The sequence below is a fragment of the Chamaesiphon polymorphus CCALA 037 genome, from assembly GCF_003003845.1.
In the GTDB taxonomy this organism is placed as follows: Bacteria; Cyanobacteriota; Cyanobacteriia; order Cyanobacteriales; family Chamaesiphonaceae; genus Chamaesiphon; species Chamaesiphon polymorphus.
Genome location: NZ_PVWO01000587.1, coordinates 1 through 3,240, shown reverse-complemented (window position 1 = coordinate 3,240; position 3,240 = coordinate 1). Strand labels below are relative to the sequence as shown.

The 3,240-nt window shown below is 45.2% G+C and carries 3 protein-coding genes; 1 reads left to right on the top strand and 2 read right to left on the bottom strand.

The features are described 5' to 3' along the window. The first annotated feature begins 58 nt into the window (after nucleotides 1-58). Nucleotides 59-688: a Uma2 family endonuclease gene (locus tag C7B77_RS26780; protein ID WP_106312188.1), complete on the top strand. Its 630-nt coding sequence runs from the start codon at nucleotides 59-61 to the stop codon at nucleotides 686-688. A gap of 9 nt (nucleotides 689-697) precedes the next feature. Here the strand turns inward: C7B77_RS26780 and C7B77_RS26775 are convergent, their stop codons facing one another. Together C7B77_RS26775 and C7B77_RS26770 are read right to left on the bottom strand one after the other, a co-directional pair. Continuing rightward, entirely contained in the window at nucleotides 698-1,834 is a 1,137-nt protein-coding gene (locus tag C7B77_RS26775; RefSeq protein ID WP_106312185.1) for a HupE/UreJ family protein, read from the bottom strand. 122 nt (nucleotides 1,835-1,956) lie between these two features. After that, nucleotides 1,957-3,240, bottom strand: a 1,284-nt coding sequence (locus C7B77_RS26770) for a tetratricopeptide repeat protein (protein ID WP_106312182.1), incomplete at its 5' end; no start/stop codon positions are given.

Genomic DNA, 3,240 nt, shown 5'->3' with positions numbered 1-3,240 from the left:
TCCCACCAACAATCGACACAGTTATAATTAAACAGAACGATGCTAAAAGGTAACGATCGTGTACGCAGTTATTTCGACAGATCGGATTCAAATGCCACCTGGAGCAGTGATGCGAATTCCTGGGACTTGGCAAGATTATTGTCAATTACGTGACAGTCGGGGAGATGGCTCGATTCCTCGACTCAAATATCATGCTGGAGAGATTTTGCTAATGAGTCCATTACCCAGACACGGACGTGAGGCGAACATTCTTGCAGATATTGTCAAGGTGTTGCTAGAAAGTCAAAATCGTAATTATGAAGCATTTACACCGATTACGCTGGATCTGCCTGAAGTAAGTGGTATCGAGCCAGATTACTGTTTTTATATCGATAATTGGCAAGCAGTAGTGGGGAAAGATCGGATCGATTGGCAATTAGATCCGCCACCAGATTTAGTTATCGAAATCGATATCACTAGTTATACATCTGAATTAGATTTTCTTCCTTATAATGTCCCAGAAGTATGGCTATTTAAAAACGATCGACTGACGATCTATCAATTAGCAGATGGTGAGTATCGAGTCAGCAAAAATAGTCGTTACTTTCCCGATCTCTTACTGCAAAATACGATCGATCTCTGTTTTTCAACTGCCAAAGCTAAAGGTACGGGCACAGCAATGAGCGAACTCCGTCGATCGATCGGTTAATATCGCGATTTACGCTCCCATAAAAGCGCGCTCCCAAACCCAGATCGCACTCATTACAATTACTCCCACCGAAATTAGGCGTCGCACAGTCAAGTCCCAAGGCAATTTACGTAAATAAGTTAAACCCAAATAAGTTAATAGCACGATCGAGATTTGACCGATTTCGATACCCGCACTAAAACTCACTAGCGAAACTGCTAAGTTATTTCGAGGTAATGCTAACTCCTGCAAAGCTGAAGAAAAGCCCAAGCCATGAATTAGTCCAAACCCAAAGGCTAATTGCCATCTTGCCAGATTCGGCTCCTTACGCCACAAATTTTCGGCAGCAATATAGGCGATCGATAGTGCAATTACTATTTCTACCCAACGACTCGGTACGGAGACAATATTCAACACTGCTAGCGTTAAAGTAATCGAATGGGAGATGCTAAATGCAGTGACAACCTTAATTAAATATTTCAATCCGCCACCCAGCATTAAGAGACTAATTAAAAATAAAATATGGTCGTAACCAGTAAAAATATGTTCGATGCCCAGTCCGATAAAACTAGTAATCTGCTGTAAGATGGGCGCATCGATGAGATCGGCAGTTTTGGCTGTCGGTGTAAAGACAATATTATCGACCTTACCATCTCTAAATACCTGTGCCAAACACCTTGCCGTACTTACTCCGGGTACGAACAGATCGTAATTCATTTGCAATTGAGTCACGGGTTCTGCCCAGCGATATTGCAATAATAAGGTGCTGTGGGTGTCGGGAGTATTAATTAGGTTGGGTGACAAAGTTTTGGCTACAGTCGATCGCACGATCGAGACATCATTTTTTTGTCCGGCTGCTGTTAGTTGAATTTTTTCATTCAAAAATTGCTGAAGTTTGGTTTGATGTTTAGTTATTTCTAGCTCTGACAATTTTCGATCTTTATCATCATCAAATCGATCGACTAAGCCAGTCGGGATCGTCAGATTTAGTTCGACATTATTTCGATCGATCTGAATATCTGCCACGGCTAGATCTGCCCAATGTGCCTGACTGGGAATAGCCAGAGCCAAACTCAATCCCAATCCTAATAATAAGGCGATCGCATTTCTACCAAATCTGGGGATGCGATTGTAGATATTAAGCCAAAAGTGAGTAATAAAATTCATATCGATATAGTTATTTTCGATCGGTCTTAAAATATCTCGAACCGATGTAGAGTTCGAGTGTGGCGATTATCTGAAATTAGGGTCTAAAACCCGTCAAGACAACAACCTTCTGCCTTCGTTAATTAATTCAAGCCCGACAATCCGACTCCCAAACCTAAAGCCTGTCTCGCTCCAGCCTCGAACGTCGGATCGATCGATTTAACTAGTTTTCGATACTTCTGGGCTTGTGCAGATTGCCCTCTAGCTTGGGCGATAACCGCCGCTCGATCGAATATGCCTGGATTGCGAATTCCTGACTTTAATGCCGCTGCGATCGCCTGCTGAGCCTGTTCTAGCTGTCCCGTCTGTAGATATGCAGCCGCTAAGGTATCCCAAGTTTCGGGATCTTGGCGGACTTTAATTTCGGCTTGCATTAAAGTTAGAGCCTCAGCGAGATCTGCTTGCTGTCCCCATTCCAGCAATAATTGCGCCAACCCCCGCCGATGCCCGAAACCAGTTAGATCCGCTCGCAATCTCGATACCGCTTGCTCCCAGGTGGCATTAGCCTTGGCAGTATCGCCTTGCAACCGTTGGACTCGCGCCAACCCTCTGAGGGCAATATGATCGTAGACTGTCGGGTTTTGCTGCTCAGTCAGAAAAAATCGATCGTATAATTCAACGGCGCGTTGCTGGTGTTGCGTTTGAGTGGGATCGGCTTGCCACCGTCGGACGGATAATTCGGCCATATTTAATAAGGCTGGCGGATATTTTGGCAAGATTTGTAAGGCAGAATCATATAACTCCTCCGCCTGCTGAAGTTGTCCCCGCTTGTAATAAAACCGCCCCAATAGTGTCCGCACCCACGCCGAACTTCCGGCTTCTTCTGGTTCCTCAGCCGCAATTGCCGCTTGTAAATCCCGCAATGCTGAGGCATCTTCTCCCTGAGCGACTTCGACGAGAGCTTTGATCGTCAAATTATTGAGCGTCGGCATTCTTTGCGCCAAAATATCCGCACTTTGCCGCGCCTTTGTGACGTTGCCTAACGCTAAATAGGTGGTGGTTGCTAGCGATAAAGATTCAGCTTGCGGAGGCAGTTTTTCGAGCAGGGCTAAGGCTTGGGGAAACTCATGTTTGGCGGCGGCGACTTTTGCTAGCACTAGCGTTGCACCGTAATTATCAAAGGGTAAATTCACTAACGATTGTTGGGCTGTCTGTTGGGCGAGCAGATACCAGCTACTTTCGCCAGTCGCGCGCGCCATTTTTAGGTAAGATTGCGCTAGAGCCGCACGCTCCAATCCATCTGTCGGTTGTTGTCGAATGCGTTGCTGGTGAAAGGCAATTTCTCGCTGAATATTTTTAGTAATTTTGCCCACTTCTGGACGTTGAAATGGATATTGCCAAGCCGAATTGGTACGAGATGAAAATCC

Coding starts and splice junctions, on each gene's coding strand:
- C7B77_RS26775 (WP_106312185.1), bottom strand. CDS start 1,834: ATGAATTTTATTACTCACTTTTGGCTTAATATCTACAATCGCATCCCC.